The organism is Amaricoccus sp. (genome assembly GCF_017995835.1).
In the GTDB taxonomy this organism is placed as follows: domain Bacteria; phylum Pseudomonadota; class Alphaproteobacteria; order Rhodobacterales; family Rhodobacteraceae; genus Amaricoccus.
Genome location: NZ_JAGOID010000087.1, coordinates 1 through 13,596, shown reverse-complemented (window position 1 = coordinate 13,596; position 13,596 = coordinate 1). Strand labels below are relative to the sequence as shown.

16 protein-coding genes and 1 tRNA gene are annotated in these 13,596 nt (G+C 70.9%); 12 read left to right on the top strand and 5 right to left on the bottom strand.

Annotation, left to right across the window (positions count from 1 at the left end):
* The coding region (locus KBA23_RS12750; protein ID WP_290741505.1) for a 2-isopropylmalate synthase at nucleotides 1-933 on the bottom strand (933 nt) is incomplete at its 3' end.
* 390 nt (nucleotides 934-1,323) lie between these two features.
* On the opposite strand from KBA23_RS12750, the gene KBA23_RS12745 reads away from it, so the two are divergent.
* From KBA23_RS12745 to KBA23_RS12705, 9 genes are all read left to right on the top strand, one after another.
* Nucleotides 1,324-1,409 (top strand) — tRNA-Leu (locus KBA23_RS12745).
* A gap of 50 nt (nucleotides 1,410-1,459) precedes the next feature.
* A complete protein-coding gene (locus tag KBA23_RS12740) occupies nucleotides 1,460-2,071 on the top strand; it encodes a ribonuclease D (protein ID WP_290741503.1) in 612 nt (203 codons plus the stop codon).
* Nucleotides 2,064-3,047, top strand: a complete 984-nt coding sequence (locus tag KBA23_RS12735) for a KpsF/GutQ family sugar-phosphate isomerase (RefSeq protein WP_290741502.1) — start codon at nucleotides 2,064-2,066, stop codon at nucleotides 3,045-3,047. Before KBA23_RS12740 ends, KBA23_RS12735 begins: the two co-directional genes overlap by 8 nt.
* 3 nt (nucleotides 3,048-3,050) lie before the next feature.
* Nucleotides 3,051-3,692 (top strand): hypothetical protein, encoded by a 642-nt coding sequence (locus KBA23_RS12730; protein ID WP_290741501.1) that lies wholly within the window; start codon nucleotides 3,051-3,053, stop codon nucleotides 3,690-3,692.
* 11 nt (nucleotides 3,693-3,703) lie between these two features.
* The gene (locus tag KBA23_RS12725; protein ID WP_290741500.1) at nucleotides 3,704-4,255 is read left to right on the top strand and encodes an LptA/OstA family protein; all 552 of its coding nucleotides are present in this window, start codon (nucleotides 3,704-3,706) and stop codon (nucleotides 4,253-4,255) included.
* On the top strand, nucleotides 4,252-5,007 hold the full coding sequence (gene lptB, locus KBA23_RS12720; RefSeq protein ID WP_290741499.1) for an LPS export ABC transporter ATP-binding protein: 756 nt from the start codon (nucleotides 4,252-4,254) through the stop codon (nucleotides 5,005-5,007). Before KBA23_RS12725 ends, lptB begins: the two co-directional genes overlap by 4 nt.
* Nucleotides 5,008-5,028: 21 nt before the next feature.
* On the top strand, nucleotides 5,029-6,357 hold the full coding sequence (gene rpoN / locus KBA23_RS12715) for an RNA polymerase factor sigma-54 (RefSeq protein ID WP_290741498.1): 1,329 nt from the start codon (nucleotides 5,029-5,031) through the stop codon (nucleotides 6,355-6,357).
* Nucleotides 6,358-6,434: 77 nt separating this feature from the next.
* Nucleotides 6,435-7,013 carry a ribosome-associated translation inhibitor RaiA gene (gene raiA / locus KBA23_RS12710; protein WP_290741497.1) on the top strand — a complete coding sequence of 193 codons (579 nt, stop codon included), beginning with the start codon at nucleotides 6,435-6,437 and terminating at the stop codon, nucleotides 7,011-7,013.
* A 28-nt stretch (nucleotides 7,014-7,041) separates the two neighbouring features.
* Nucleotides 7,042-7,506 carry a PTS sugar transporter subunit IIA gene (locus KBA23_RS12705; protein WP_290741495.1) on the top strand — a complete coding sequence of 155 codons (465 nt, stop codon included), beginning with the start codon at nucleotides 7,042-7,044 and terminating at the stop codon, nucleotides 7,504-7,506.
* A 199-nt stretch (nucleotides 7,507-7,705) separates the two neighbouring features.
* Here the strand turns inward: KBA23_RS12705 and galU are convergent, their stop codons facing one another.
* From galU to cysQ, 3 genes are all read right to left on the bottom strand, one after another.
* Entirely contained in the window at nucleotides 7,706-8,623 is a 918-nt protein-coding gene (galU, locus tag KBA23_RS12700; RefSeq protein WP_290741493.1) for a UTP--glucose-1-phosphate uridylyltransferase GalU, read from the bottom strand.
* Nucleotides 8,624-8,731: 108 nt separating this feature from the next.
* The gene (locus KBA23_RS12695) at nucleotides 8,732-9,532 is read right to left on the bottom strand and encodes a manno-octulosonate cytidylyltransferase (protein ID WP_290741492.1); all 801 of its coding nucleotides are present in this window, start codon (nucleotides 9,530-9,532) and stop codon (nucleotides 8,732-8,734) included.
* A gap of 5 nt (nucleotides 9,533-9,537) precedes the next feature.
* Nucleotides 9,538-10,335 (bottom strand): 3'(2'),5'-bisphosphate nucleotidase CysQ, encoded by a 798-nt coding sequence (cysQ, locus tag KBA23_RS12690; protein WP_290741490.1) that lies wholly within the window; start codon nucleotides 10,333-10,335, stop codon nucleotides 9,538-9,540.
* A gap of 97 nt (nucleotides 10,336-10,432) precedes the next feature.
* Between cysQ and KBA23_RS12685 the strand changes: the two genes are divergently transcribed.
* Complete coding sequence (locus tag KBA23_RS12685; protein ID WP_290741488.1) at nucleotides 10,433-11,374, top strand: dienelactone hydrolase family protein; 942 nt, start codon at nucleotides 10,433-10,435, stop codon at nucleotides 11,372-11,374.
* Between the two features lie 3 nt (nucleotides 11,375-11,377).
* On the opposite strand, the gene KBA23_RS12680 is transcribed toward KBA23_RS12685, so the two are convergent.
* Complete coding sequence (locus KBA23_RS12680; RefSeq protein WP_290741486.1) at nucleotides 11,378-11,683, bottom strand: hypothetical protein; 306 nt, start codon at nucleotides 11,681-11,683, stop codon at nucleotides 11,378-11,380.
* A 313-nt stretch (nucleotides 11,684-11,996) separates the two neighbouring features.
* Between KBA23_RS12680 and KBA23_RS12675 the strand changes: the two genes are divergently transcribed.
* Together KBA23_RS12675 and KBA23_RS12670 are read left to right on the top strand one after the other, a co-directional pair.
* Nucleotides 11,997-12,746 carry a VacJ family lipoprotein gene (locus tag KBA23_RS12675; RefSeq protein ID WP_290741484.1) on the top strand — a complete coding sequence of 250 codons (750 nt, stop codon included), beginning with the start codon at nucleotides 11,997-11,999 and terminating at the stop codon, nucleotides 12,744-12,746.
* Nucleotides 12,733-13,365, top strand: a complete 633-nt coding sequence (locus tag KBA23_RS12670) for a phospholipid-binding protein MlaC (RefSeq protein ID WP_290741482.1) — start codon at nucleotides 12,733-12,735, stop codon at nucleotides 13,363-13,365. The genes KBA23_RS12675 and KBA23_RS12670 overlap by 14 nt, the downstream gene beginning before the upstream one ends.
* Nucleotides 13,366-13,596: the final 231 nt, after the last annotated feature.

Below are 13,596 nucleotides of genomic sequence, written 5' to 3'. Positions count from 1 at the left end.
CTTCAGCATCCCGTCCTGGTGGATGCCGCTCTCGTGGGCGAAGGCGTTCTTGCCGACGATGGCCTTGTTGAACTGCACCGGGAAACCCGAGACGGTGGCGACGAGCCGGCTCGCCTGCATGATCTTCGTGGTGTCGATCCCGGTCCGGTACGGCATGATGTCGTGCCGCACCTTCATCGCCATCACCACCTCCTCAAGCGCGGTGTTGCCCGCCCGCTCGCCGAGGCCGTTGATGGTGCACTCGATCTGCCGCGCCCCCGCCTCGACGGCGGCGAGCGCGTTCGCCGTCGCCATGCCGAGGTCGTTGTGGCAATGCGTCGCGAAGACCACCTCGTCCGCCCCCGGCACCCGCTCGATCAGCATCCGGATGAGGTCGGCGCTCTCGCGCGGGGCGGTGTAGCCGACGGTGTCGGGGATGTTGATCGTCGTCGCGCCGGCCTTGATGGCGATCTCGACCACGCGGCAGAGATAGTCGTGCTCGGTCCGCGTCGCATCCATCGGCGACCACTGCACGTTGTCGCAGAGGTTGCGGGCATGGGTCACGGTCTCGTGGATCCGCTCGGCCATCTGGTCCATGTCGAGGTTCGGGATCGCCCGGTGCAGCGGCGAGGTTCCGATGAACGTGTGGATTCGCGGCCGCCGCGCGTGCCGCACCGCTTCCCAGCAGCGGTCGATGTCCTTCTGGTTGGCGCGCGCCAGCCCGCAGATCACCGCACTACGGGCGAGCTTCGCGATCTCGCTCACCGCCTCGAAATCGCCGTCCGAGGCGATGGGGAACCCGGCCTCGATGATGTCGACGCCCATCTGGTCGAGCAGTTCGGCGATCTGGAGCTTCTCCTCGAGCGTCATCGTCGCCCCGGGCGACTGCTCGCCGTCGCGGAGCGTGGTGTCGAAGATGAGGACGCGGTCCTGGTCGGAGGCGTTGGCGGTCATGGCTGTGGTCTACCTTGAGCGAAAGGGCGTCTTTCGGCGCGATCCCGTCGGTCCCCTGAGCGCGCGCGCCGGAACCCTGGCGCGCTCAGAGGCCGCCTAGCAGCGCGAGCCCGACCGGGCGACGCCCGGCCTGCGCTCCGAAAGCCCCAAGGGTCTGCCGTATGCTCATGGCGCGGCACTATACAGGTGCGGCGGGGAAGATAAAGCAACAATCCGTCCCGCGGAGCGGCCCGGCGCGTCGCACGGCGCCAGACTCCGCGCGACACCTTGAGGAACGGTCCAATATCAATGTATTACCTTATCCCTCGCCGTGAGGCAGCGGCGAGGCGAACCCGTGCGGGCGCCGTTGACAGCGCCCCATCCCGCGTATATCTCGCGCCGACGACACCGGCCCGGGTGGCGGAATGGTAGACGCGCTGGTTTCAGGTACCAGTGGCTTAACGGCCGTGGAAGTTCGAGTCTTCTCCCGGGCACCACTTCCCCCCGCGCGACCGCGCTCCCGCGCGGCGCCGGGCGAGGGAGCGAGATGACGAACCACCTCTACAAGGGCGACCTGCCGGAAGGCCTCGACCTCGGCCCGGTCGTCGCCATCGACACCGAGACGATGGGCCTGATCCCCGCCCGCGACCGGCTCTGCCTCGTCCAGCTCTCCGCCGGCGACGGCGACGCCCATCTCGTGCAGATCCGCCCTGGCGACGACGCGCCCCGCCTCGTCGCCATGCTCGGCGACCCGGGGGTGGAGAAGCTCTTTCACTTCGCCCGCTTCGACGTCGCGGTGCTGCGCCACCGCTTCGGCGTGCTGACGCGGCCGATCTGGTGCACCAAGATCGCCTCGCGGCTGGTGCGCACCTACACCGACCGCCACGGGCTCAAGGATCTGCTGCGCGAGATGCTCGAGGTCGACGTCTCCAAGGCGCAGCAATCCTCCGACTGGGGGGCGGAGACGCTGACCCAGGCGCAGATCGACTACGCCGCCTCGGACGTGCTCCACCTCCACCGCCTCAAGGCGGCGCTGGAGTCCCGCCTCGCCCGCGAGGAACGGACCGGACTGGCCCGGGCCTGCTTCGACTTCCTGCCCGCGCGTGCGGAACTCGACCTTGCGGGCTGGGACAAGATCGACATCTTCGCCCATGCCTGAGGACGCCATCCTTCGCGACGCGAGCCTGATCGCCTCCGGCCGGCGGGTGATCGGCATCGAGGCGGCGGCGCTCGCAAGCCTTGCGGACGCGCTCGGCGACAGCTTCGCGGCGGCGGCGCAGCTGCTGCTGGCGACGAGAGGCCGGGTGATCGTCTCCGGCATGGGCAAGTCCGGCCACGTCGCCCGCAAGATCGCCGCCACCCTTGCCTCGACCGGCACGCCGGCCTTCTTCGTCCATCCGGCCGAGGCGAGCCACGGCGACCTCGGCATGATCACCCGCGACGACGTGGTGATGCTGCTCTCCAACTCCGGCGAAACGCCGGAGCTCGCCGACCTGATCGCCTATACCCGCCGCTTCGCCATTCCGCTCGTCGCCGTCGCCGGCCGGGCGGAAAGCACGCTGATCGCCCAGGCCGACGTCGGGATCGTGCTGCCCCCGGCGCCCGAGGCCTGCCCGGTCGGCCTCGCGCCCACCACCTCGACCACGATGACGCTCGCCCTCGGCGACGCGCTGGCGGTGGCGCTGATGGAGACCCGCGCCTTCACGCCGGCGGAGTTCCGCGACCTCCACCCCGGCGGCCGCCTCGGCGCCCGCCTCGCCACCGTGGGGCAGCTCATTCACCGCGGCGATGAGGCGCCGCTGGTCGGCATGGACGCGGGCATGCCGGAGGCGCTCCTCGAGATGACGGCGAAGGGCTTCGGCGTGGTCGGCGTCACCGACGCCGAAGGCCGGCTGGTCGGCGTCGTCACCGACGGCGACCTGCGCCGGCACATGGACGGGCTGCTGTCGCGCGGCGTCGCCGAGGTGATGACCCGCGCGCCGCGCACCATCGCGACCACGGCTCTGGCGTCCGAGGCGCTGGGGATCATGAACGGCTCGCGCATCACCACGCTCTTCGCCATCGACCCCGCCGCGCCCGGGCGGCCGGCGGGCGTGCTCCACGTGCACGACTGCCTGCGCGCCGGCGTCGCCTGAGCCATGGCCGCCGCCGGCCCCGGGTTCCATTCCCGCCTCGTCGCGTTCCTCAAGGTCGGGCTGCCGCTCGTCGCCATCGCCATGCTCGCCGGGCTCTTCCTCGGCTCGGAGCGGCCCCGCGGCGGGGGCGAGCTGGTGTTCTCGCCCGCGGACCTCGCGGCGCTCGGCAACGGGATGCGGGTGACGGCGCCGGTCTTCTCCGGTACGACCGAGGCCGGCGACCGCTTCCGCTTCACCGCAGCCGAGGTGACGCCCGACGCGGCGCCGCCGACGCGCGCCGCCATCGAGGACCTGTCGGGGCGGGTCGACTTCGCCGACGGAAGAGGCGTGGACGTCCGCGCCGACGCCGGCGATCTCGACCTTCGCAGCCAGGCGCTGGCGCTCGAAGGCGCGGTGCGGCTCGACAGCGACGACGGCTACGCCTTCGTCGCCAGCCGCGTCGACGTCGATCTCCGCGCCGGGAGCATGGTGGCGACCGGCGACGTGGGCGGCGACGGCCCGATGGGCACGATCGACGCGGCGAAGCTCACCGTCTCGCCGCCGGACGAGGCGGGCGGCGCGCGCAAGTTCTTGTTCGAAGAGAACGTGCGCGTGGTATACGATCCCGCCACCGCCCCGACCGGGGCGGGCTCTGCCAGCGAATGAAAGGCCCCCGAATGCGCGCGCTGACGATCCCTGCCCTGATCGCGGCGCTGGCGGCGGGCGGCGCGGCGGCGGCGCAGGACGCCCCGGCTCTGGCGCGGGCGGGCGCCTCGTCGGGGGGCGCCTCGGTCCCGTTCGATTTCGAACACGATTCTTCGCTGCCGGTCGAGATCACCTCGGACGCGCTGGCCCTCGACCAGGCGGCGCGCACGGCGGTCTTCACCGGCACGGTAAAGGTCGGCCAGGGCGAGCTGCGCCTCGCCGCCGACCGGCTCGAGGTTTACTACGCCGAAGGCGCGGAGGGCCGGCAGGGCGGCATCGAGCGCATGGACGCCTCCGGCAACGTCACACTGTCGAACGGCGCCGAGGCGGCCGAAGCCAGGCACGCGAGCTACGTGGTGACGACCGGCATCGTCGAGATGGACGGCGACGTGCTGCTGACCCAGGGCTCCAACGCGCTGGCGAGCGAGCGGCTGCGGCTGGATCTCAACGCCGGCACCGGCACGCTCGAGGGTCGGGTCAAGACGATCATCGTTCCCGGCGAGGTCAAGGAGGGCGCGCCGTGAGCCGGCCGGCCTTGCGCGTCACCGAGGGAGGCAAGGGCCTCGTCGCCGCCAACCTCGGCAAGGCCTACCGCCGGCGCCCGATCCTGCGCGACGTCTCGCTGTCGCTCCGGCGCGGCGAGGTGGCGGCGCTGCTCGGCCCCAACGGCGCGGGCAAGACCACGTGCTTCTACGCCCTCGCCGGCCTCGTGCCGCCGGATTCGGGCACGGTCAGCGTCGACGGCGTCGACGTGACGCACCTGCCGATGTACCGCCGCGCCAAGATGGGGATCGGCTACCTGCCGCAGGAGGCGAGCGTGTTCCGCGGCCTTTCGGTCGCCGACAACATCCGCGCCATCCTCGAGGTCACCGTCCCAGACCCCGAGAAGCGCCACGAATTGCTCGACGAACTGCTCGGCGAGTTCTCGATCGCCCATCTCGCCCGCGCCCCGGCCATCGCGCTCTCCGGCGGCGAGCGGCGGCGGGTGGAGATCGCGCGCTGCCTCGCGGCGCTGCCGAAGTACGTTCTGCTCGACGAGCCCTTCGCCGGCGTCGACCCGCTCGCGGTCGCGGACATCCGCAAGCTGGTCCGCCAGCTCAAGGATCGCGGCATCGGCGTCCTGATCACCGACCACAATGTGCGCGAGACGCTGGAAATCGTCGACAGAGCCTATATCCTCCATGGGGGATCGGTGATCATGACCGGCACCCCCGAGGAGGTCGTGCGCGACGACAATGTGCGGCGGGTCTACCTTGGCGACAGCTTCCGCATATGACCACGGGCGGGGAGACGCCTGATGGCGCTGGCCCCTCGCATCGAGATTCGCCAGGGGCAGACGCTCGTCATGACGCCCCAGTTGCAGCAGGCGATCCGGCTGCTGCAACTGTCCAACCTCGCGCTCTCCGAATACGTGGCGGCCGAGGTCGAGAAGAACCCGTTCCTCGAACTCGCGCCGCCGCCGCCGGCGACGCCGACGCGGACGAGCCTCGGCCCGCGCGCGGGCGGCGGGTCGCTGGACGCGCTCGACACGACGCCGGCGTTCGTGGGTCTCGCGGAGCACCTTCTGGCGCAGATCGGGGCGGTGCGCGCGGCCGCGCCGGTGGTGACGGCGGCGCGCCTCCTCGCCGAAGAGCTGGAGGAGGACGGCTATCTGCGCGTGCCGCTGGCGGAAGTCGCGGCGCGCCACCGGCTCGCGCCCGCCGATGCCGAGCGGGGGCTGGCGCTGGTGCAGTCCTGCGATCCGGTCGGCGTCGGCGCCCGGACGCTCGCGGAATGCATGTCGCTGCAACTGCGCGACAAGGATCGGTTCGACCCCGCCATGCGGACGCTCGTCGAGAACCTCGCGCTGCTGGCGCGTGGCCGCACGGCGGAACTTCAGGCGCTGTGCGGCGTCGATGCGGCCGACTTCGCCGGGATGCTCGCCGAGTTGCGCGCCCTCGACCCCAAGCCCGGCCTGCGCTTCGCCGAGACGCCGACGCAGGCGATCGCGCCGGACGTCTACGTCGAGCGCGCGCCCGGAGGCGGATGGACGGTCGAGCTCAACACCGAGACGCTGCCGCGCGTCCTCGTCAACAACCGCTACGTCACGCGGCTCGCCGGCAAGGACGGCGCCACCCGGGCCTACGTGTCCGAGATGAGCGCGGCGGCGAACTGGCTGGTCCGCAGCCTCCAGCAGCGGGCGCGCACCATCCTCAAGGTCGCGAGCGAGCTGGCCCGCCACCAGGACGCGTTCTTCGACGCGGGCCCGAGCCGGCTGCGGCCGCTGACCCAGCGGGCGCTGGCCAACCGGATCGGGCTCCACGAATCCACCGTCAGCCGGGTCACGGCCGACAAGTACGTCGCCTGCGAGCGGGGCGTTTTCGAGATGCGGGGCCTCTTCAGCGCGACGATCCAGTCGTCGCTGGGGGGCGAGGGCGTCTCGGCAGCCGCGGTCCAGTCGCGCATCCGGACGATGATCGGCGACGAGGGGCCGACCCGGCCGCACTCGGACGACCGGCTTGTCGCGCTGCTCGCCGAAGAGGGGATTGAAATTGCTCGGCGCACGGTTGCAAAATACCGGGAAGGCATGGGCATACCGTCCTCGGTCGAGCGTCGTCGAGCCAGGGCGGCCCTGGCCCGAACCTGACGGTTCGGTCATACGGACGCCAGACGGGCGAACCAACCAGAGCCGGCTGTGGCTGCCGGCGCACAAGGGGGCGCGACATGCGGATCCAGGTCAGCGGCAAGCAGATAGACGTCGGCGAGTCGCTGAAATTGCACGTAGAGGAGAAGGTCTCCGCGCTGTGCGGCAAGTATGCCGACCGCGCGGTCGAGGCCGTCGTGATCTTCTCGCGCGACCGCCACGAATTCGTGGCGGACAGTTCGGTCCACCTGCCGACCGGGCTCACGGCTCAGGCGAAGGCCCGCGCCGGCGAGATCTACGCCAGCTTCGACTCGGCGATCGAACGGCTGGAGAAGCAGCTCCGGCGCTACAAGCGGCGGCTGAAGGACCACAACCGCAACCGCGAGTTTCCGATTGAAGCCGTCGACGCGCCGTCCTACATCCTCGCCAGCGGCGAAGAGCATGCCGACGACGCGGAGCCGGAGACGCTCCAGCCGATCATCGTCGCCGAGATGGAGACGCGTGTGCCTTTTCTGTCGGTCGGCGAAGCGGTGATGCAGATGGAACTTGCGGGGGCGGCGATGCTCGTGTTCCGCAATGACGCGCATGGCGGCGTAAACGTCGTGTACCGGCGCGACGACGGCAACATCGGCTGGATCGATCCGAGGAACAGCCAGTAGCGGCGACGGGCCGAGGGAGTCCCTGATCATGGAGCTTTCGCAGATTCTGGGCGTGGAGGCCGTGCGCGCGCCCCTAAAGGCGACGAGCAAGAAGCGTTTGCTCCAGGATCTCGCCGACATGGCGGAGCAGGTCTACGACCTGTCGTCGGAAGCCGCCTACAAGGCCCTGAGCGAGCGCGAGGCGCTGGGGCCGACCGGCGTGGGGCGCGGCGTGGCGATCCCGCACGCGCGCTTCGCCGGGGTCAGCCGCGTGGTCGGGCTGTTCGTGCGGCTGGAGAAGCCGGTCGACTTCGAATCGATCGACCGCCAGCCGGTCGACCTCGTCTTCGCGCTCCTCGCCCCCGAGGCGGCGGGCGCGGAGCACCTGAAGGCCTTGGCCCGCGTGTCGCGCACGCTGCGCAGCGAGGCGATCTGCGCCAAGCTGCGATCGACCTTCGACCCCAACGCGCTCTACGCCATCCTGACCGAGACCAAGAGCGAGCAGGCCGCCTGAGACCGCCCGGCGGCGGCGATCTCAGGCTTGGCCGTTTCTTCCCGTCGCCATGGCCGACGCTTTCCCGATCGGGCGGGCCGGCGCAAGAAAGGCGCCCGCCCGCGTCGGGCGGGCGGGACATTCGCATCGGATGTATCGGATCATGCGGTGAGACGCGGCGGGGCTTCGCCCGGTGGCGGAGCCCCTGCCCCTGCCCCGATCAGGCCCCGGCGACGGCCTTCTTGCGCACGGGCTCGTGCGAGGCGTCGAGCACGCTCTGGAGGTACTCCAGGAACTCGCCGCGCAGTTCGTCCCGGGCGAGGCCGAACGCGACGGTCGCCTGCAGATAGCCCGATTTGGAGCCGCAGTCGAAGCGTTGGCCGCGGAAGCGGAACGCATGCACGTCGCCCCTGCGCGTGATCTCCTGCGCGATCGCGTCGGTCAGCTGAACCTCGCCGCCGGCGCCTGCCTCCAGCTTCTCGAGATTGTGCAACACCTTCGGCGTCAGGATGTAGCGCCCGATCACCGCGAAGTTCGACGGCGCATCGGCCGGCTTCGGCTTCTCGACCATGCCGTTGACCGTCATGGTGACGCCGGTCTGGGAACCGACGTCCACGATCCCGTAGGACGACACGCTGGCGTGCGGAACCTCCATGGTGGCGACCATGTTGCCGCCGGTCTCCTGATAGGCCTCGACCATCTGCTTGAGGCAGGGGGTCTCCGCGTCGATCACGTCGTCGGGCAGGATGACCGCGAAGGGCTCGTCGCCGATCAGCCGGCGCGCGCACCAGACCGCGTGGCCGAGGCCGCGCCGCTCCTGCTGCCGGACGTAGGCGACGGCGCCCGAATCCATGTCCGTCTGCCTCAGCGTGTCGAGCAGCGCCGTCTTGTTGCCCTCGCGAAGCGCCGCCTCGAGTTCGGGCGCGCCGTCGAAATAGTCCTCGAGCGCGCTCTTGCCGCGCGAGGTCACGAAGATGAACTCCTTCACTCCCGCCGCACGGGCCTCGTCGATCGCATACTGGATCAACGGCCGGTCGACGAGCGGCAGGATCTCCTTCGGCACGGATTTCGTCGCTGGCAGGAATCGGGTGCCAAAACCGGCAACCGGAAAAACTGCCTTCGTCACCTTGCGGCTCATTTCGCCCCTCGCTCGTTACTCATCCAGGAACTCGCGTCCCCGGCGCGCGTTCCATCAAGACCCGCTGCCGACGTAGCACAGCCGGAAGCCGCCGTCGCGTGCATTTGCTCATACCCGGCCCTCGGCAGCAAGAATCGCCTCTATCCGCGCCACGTCCTCGGGGTTGTTGACCTCCCAGAAGGCGCGGCCGCGCGCCTCGACCTCGACGCAGCGAACTGGCACGCCGTTCTCCAGGAACCGGAGCTGTTCCAGGCCTTCCCACGCCTCGAGCGGACCTTCGCGCCATTCGTCATAGCGCAGGAGCGCGCCCCTCCGATAGGCGTACGCGCCGACATGGTGAAAGACCGGTATCGTCTCGTCGGGGCCGAGCGGCCGGCCGGTATAGGGTATCACTTCCTTGGAGAAGTAGAGCGCGTTCCCCTCGGCGCCGAACACCGCCGTCGTCGCGCCTACCCGGCCGTTGCGACGGTCCTCCAGAAAGCTCGCGAGCGAATGCGCGTCGCAGCGCAGCACCGGGGTGGCCATCTCGCAGTCGGGATCCCCCCGCATGGCGCCGATCAGCGCCCCGAGGAACCAGGGCGGCGTCAGCGGCGCGTCGCCCTGCAGGTTCACCACCACGTCCCAGCCCGGCCCGAGCGCGCGCGAGACCGCGGCGCAGCGCTCCGTGCCGTTGCGGCAACGCTCGGAGGTCATCACGACTTCGGCGCCGAACGCTTCCGCGGCGTGGCGGATGCGGTCGTCGTCGGTGGCGACCACGATCCTGTCGACGCCCGGCACCTCGTGCGCCGCGTCCCAGGCGCGGCGGATCAGGCTCCGCGCCTCGCCGGTCGCCCCGCGCAGCGGCGTGAGCGGCTTGCCCGGGAAGCGGGTCGAGGCGTAGCGGGCCGGTATGACCAGCAGGACACGCAAGGCCGTCAGGCGCCCGCCAGAGGCACGCCCGGGGCATGGGCGATGAAGAACGGGTTCTCGAAGCCGGCCTTGCCATAGGTGAGCGGCGTGTGATCGTCGAAGCGCACCACGCTGCCGCCCGCGCCGAGGAGCACCGCCTGCCCCGCCGCCGTGTCCCACTCCATCGTGCGTCCGAGCCGGGGATAGAGATCCGCCTCGCCGGCAGCCACCAGGCAGAACTTCAGCGAGGATCCGGCCGAGCGGAAGTCCCTGACAGCGTAGCGGCCGATGTAGTCGTCGGTCGCCTGATCGCGGTGCGACTTGGACGCGACGACGACGAGCGCGGCCGGATCGGGGTCGGACACCTCGAGCGCCTTGACGGGCCCTCTGGCGTCCGCCGCATGCGGGCCGGTCTCCTCGACCGTGCTTCCGTCCGCGAGCGTGTAGAACAGCCGGCCGATCGCGGGCGCATAGACGACGCCGCGCGTCGGCACGCCGTCCTCGATCAGCGCGATGTTGACGGTGAAGTCGCCCCGGCGCTGCACGAACTCCTTGGTCCCGTCGAGCGGATCGACGAGGAAGAACGTGGTGGCGGTGACGCCGTGGCTCGCCGCCTGCTCCTCGGTGACGATGGCGATGTCGGGGAAGGCCGCCGCGAGACCGGCCGAGATCAGCGCGTCGGCGCGTTCGTCCGCCACCGTGACCGGCGAGGCGTCGGCCTTGGCCTTCACGTCGAACTCGGGGCCTTCGTAGACCTCCATGATCGCGGCCCCCGCCTCGAGGGCGAGACGGCGGCAGGTCGTCACGATGCTGGCATGGTCCATTGGCGGTCTCTCCCGGAACTGGTCAAACGGAACTGGACAGCGAGGCTATGGACCACCCGTGCCCGCATTGTAAACAGGCACGCAACCAGAGGTGACGATGTCCGACCGCGACCAGAGCAGGCTTCCGCCGACCGGCCCGCGCCTCCTGCGCTGGTGGCGGCGCTGGCGCTGGATCGTGCTCGGGGTCGGCGGCTTCGTCTGCCTCTGGCTCGTCGTCATCGCCGGCAACAGCCTCGGGCGCTATCTCGGCTGGTTCGTGCCCGCGGAGCCGCCCGAGGCCGTCGCCGCGGCGCTGCGGCCCTACTACCGCACCATGGTTCCGCCCGGCGAGGGCCCCTTTCCCACCGCGCTGCTCTACTCGGGATGCGACGGGCCGCACGACAATCTCGATCGCTGGGCCGACATGTTGAACGCCCGCGGCTGGGCGGCGATCGTCGTCGACAGCCACTCGCCGCGGGACTTCCAGGAACACGAGGTCTGGCGGCTGATCTGCGCCGGGCAGCTGCTGATGGGTTCGGAGCGCGCCTCCGACGTCCTCGTGTCCATCCACGACGCGCGGCGGATGAAGTTCGTCGATCCCGACCGGCTGGTCCTGATCGGCTCGTCGCATGGCGGCTGGGCGATCATGGAGCTCCTCGCCTTCGAGAAGGAGTGGCGGCTGCCCTACGGTCTCTCCGAACTGCCCGGGGGAGCGACGGCCGCGCCGCTCGACGGTGTGGTGGGCGCGATCCTGCTCTATCCCTATTGCGGGACGGCGAACCGCGCCCGGCGCGTCGGGTGGAGCCTGCCGATCCCGGTGCTGTTCCTGCTGGCCGGGCGCGACGCGATCGCGCCGGCCGACGCCTGCCTCGAGGTTGCAGGCGAGCTGGCGATGGCCGGCCTCCCGGTCGAAACCCGGGTCTTCGACAACGCCACCCATGGCTTCGACCAGAAGGAGCGCGCGCCGTTCAGCTTCCTGCAATTCGATCCGGAGATCACGGCGATGGCGATGGCGATCGCCGGCGACTTCCTCGACCGGGCGGACGGCCCGCCGCGCTGAGCGTCAGCGCCAGCGGATCGCCACGGCGGAGACGAGCCCGCCCCCCGCCCCGCCGGGCAGCGGCTCGGTCCTGACCCGCGCCAGCGCGTCGAGCGCGCCGTAGCGCGCGCGTGCGGCCACGGCGACCGGCGTCGCCGCCTCCTCCAGCGGGTGGACGGGATGCGCGAGAACCAGGACCGGGCCGAGGACGACATGCGCCCGCACGGGCGTCCCCGGGAAATGCCCGATCCCGCCCGAGCGGGTCATCGCGCCGAGGCCGGCGCCGGACAGCAGGACGGCGACGGCCGCCACGAGCGCAGCACGTTTCATGCCGCTTCGCCTCCTCGGGGATCGCGTTCGGGATCGCGGACGATCTTGCGCCGCACCATCCACTTGCCGCAACCCGCGTTAAGGCGAGGTTAACGCCCGCGACGCCACCGTACGGGACTCGCTAGGAAGGAAATCCCATGCCATTGATACATCTTAGGAAACCTCCGTTGGCGTCGTCGCCGCCATGCCGGCGGAGCAACAGGCGTACCTCGGTTTGCGGCGCAGCGCGCTCGCGCCTACCCCGAGAGCAGCGCCGGAAGGTGGCGCCAACCGATGAAGGGGGCTAAAGAGAGCGTCCCGGACGGGAGGAACGATGCGCCGCACCAAGGCTTCCGACATCGCCCGCGCGCTGGCGCTGATCTGCCTCAGCGCCGCCGCCGGCTGCGCCACGCGCCCGGCGCCGCCGCCGTCGCTGGAGGACGATCCGCTCGAGGCGCAGAACCGCGCCGCCCACGATCTGAACGTCGCGCTCGATTCGAGCCTGTACGGCCCGGCCGCGCGCGCCTATGGCGCGGCTGTCCCCGAGCCGGCCCGGAACGGCGTGACGAATCTCGTCAACCATTCGCGCCTGCCGCACGGCGCGATCCAGTCCCTGTTGCAGGGGCGGCCCGTGCGGACGCTGGAGAACTCCATGCGCTTCGCGATCAACACGGTGTTCGGCTTCGGCGGCCTGCTCGACCCGGCCAAGGAGATGGGCCTGCCCTTCCGCGAGACCAACGTCGACGAGACCCTGCACGTCTGGGGCGTCCCGGCGGGCGGCTACTGGGAGCTGCCAGTCGGCGGTCCGGGCACCCAGCGCGACTGGATGGGCTACGCGGTCGACATCGTCACCGACCCCGTCTTCTACCTCACTGGCGGCGCCTCCTACGCGATCGCCGGCCTGCGCGGCGTCGACCTGCTGCATGACCGCTACAAGCTCGACCCGGCCATCGAGGCCCTGCTCTACGAGAGCGCCGACAGCTATACGTCCCAACGAATCAGTTACTTGCAGAACATGACCTCGCGCCTGCAAGGTGGCGGAACGGCGCTCGAGACCCTGGAGGATCCCTATGCCGATCAATGAAGCAGGCCGGATCGGCCGGCGTCGCGCGCTCGTCCTCGGGCTCGGCGCGGCGGCGACGCTCCTCCTGCCGTTGCGTCCGACGGTCGCGCGCGCCGACGCGGCCACCGACCGGGCCACCGCGCTGGTGGCCGGCCTCTCGGAGCAGCTGATCGCGCTCCTGCGTTCCGGCCGCTCCGAGGCGCAGCTTTACGGCGACTTCGAAAGGCTCCTCGCCCGCTACGGCGACATACCCGTCGTCGCCGCGAGCGTGCTGGGGCCGCCCTGGCGCAGCGCATCGGCGGCGCAGAAGCAGGCGTTCGTCTCGGCGTTCCAGACCTATCTGTCGCGCAAGTACGGCAAGCAGTTCCGCGACTACCAGAACGCCTCGATCGCCATCGTTCGCGCCCGCGACGCCGGCAAAAGCGGCGTCCTCGTCGAGACGAACGTGACGCGCCCCGGCCGCGACGGGTTCACGGTCGAATGGCAGGTGAGCGAGCGCGGCGGCGCGCCCAAGGTGATCAACCTGATCATCGAGGGCGTCTCGATGCTCACCAACGAGCGCGCCGAGATCGGGGCCCAGTACGAGGCGGCCGGCGGCAACCTCGACAGGCTCATCGCGGCGCTGAAGGCGACCGCCTGAGGCGAGGGTCGACCGGGCAGGACGCTGCCGCGGTCCGGGGGGAGCGCCGTCCTCGGGGACCCCGCAAGGGGGTCCCGCTCGGACGGCGCTGACGGTCGGCCGCCTTTGCGGCCTCCCTAGCGGAGCGGCCTCAAGCGGCCGCGAGTCCTTGCTGCTCCCCGCCCCTTGGCGGGGAGGCGCCTGCTCGATAGGGTTTCTGCCAGTATGAATGCCTGAAGGGAGATTGCGGCG